This is a genomic window from Chitinimonas violaceus (assembly GCF_052601015.1).
Map to the genome: position 1 here is coordinate 1 of NZ_JBQXDJ010000190.1, position 1,002 is coordinate 1,002.

2 protein-coding genes are annotated in these 1,002 nt (G+C 50.8%); one reads left to right on the forward strand and one right to left on the reverse strand.

Annotated features, from left to right (window positions below; genetic code table 11):
- Positions 1-343 (reverse strand): CHC2 zinc finger domain-containing protein (locus ACUHMQ_RS20835; RefSeq protein WP_445297355.1); only part of this gene is annotated, 343 nt, incomplete at its 3' end.
- Between the two features lie 104 nt (positions 344-447).
- On the opposite strand from ACUHMQ_RS20835, the gene ACUHMQ_RS20840 reads away from it, so the two are divergent.
- The gene (locus ACUHMQ_RS20840; RefSeq protein ID WP_445297356.1) at positions 448-816 is read left to right on the forward strand and encodes a helix-turn-helix domain-containing protein; all 369 of its coding nucleotides are present in this window, start codon (positions 448-450) and stop codon (positions 814-816) included.
- Positions 817-1,002 lie beyond the last annotated feature (186 nt).

Genomic DNA, 1,002 nt, shown 5'->3' on the forward strand with positions numbered 1-1,002 from the left:
ACTCAGCAACAGGCGAAGCGGCTAAGGAAGAAGGGGTTAATACCGGTTCCAGGCTGCGGTCCCCTAAGCCCGTCCGCAACCATTCCGCCGCATGCCGGAAGCTGATATTGCGCCGTTTCATCACCCAGTCGATCGGTCCACCCGCTTCGCCACAACCAAAGCAATGGAACAGATTCTTGCCCGGCGTCACTACCAGACTGGGTTTGTCGTCTTCATGGAAGGGGCAACAGGCCGCGTAATCCTTCCCTTGCTTGCGTAGCGTAATGCCATCCGCCTCAATCAGGCGAACCAATGACACCTCGGCCTTCAAGCGTTCGATTTCTGTGTCCGGGATGCGGGCCATAAGCGGGATTTCCTCTAAAACCTGTCAAGTACCATATTGGAGCTTTTTTATTGTTCCTATTATGCTACTATCGGTCAAGTCGTAAAAACGAGGGACTTACACTCATGGCTACTGCAAATTCGTTTGTCCTGCCTATGAGCTTCCCTGATCGCCTATCCTCGCTACGTAAAGAGCAAGGACTGACTCAACAACAGATGGCTGATAAGATCGGCATGCATGTCTCACAGTTAAAACGCTATGAGGCTGGCACGTCACAACCCACCATCGATGTATTTCGTCGCATCGCTCTAGCGCTTAACGTCAGTGCCGATATGCTGCTTTTCGAGCCTGATGAACGAGGCCCCACGGACCGTCTGAAGTTGCAATTCGAGGCAATTTCCAAATTGGATGAGAAGGAACGGGAAGCACTGGAAACCGTTATTACCGGTGTACTGCATATGCATGACGCCAAACGCTGGCAGCAGAACAAATAGCGCGTAATAACTAGCAGCTAAAGAGAAACCCCCTAAACCCCAAGCAGCAGCTGGGGTTCAGGGGGCTTTTTTATTTAAATAAGAGTAAGAAGAAGAGAGATACGTACGTTATATAGGTAAGCAGGCCCTAGCAGTCCGTTTGATAGTAGTCCTCCGGGGCATACCCATATCCTTGATGACGGAACA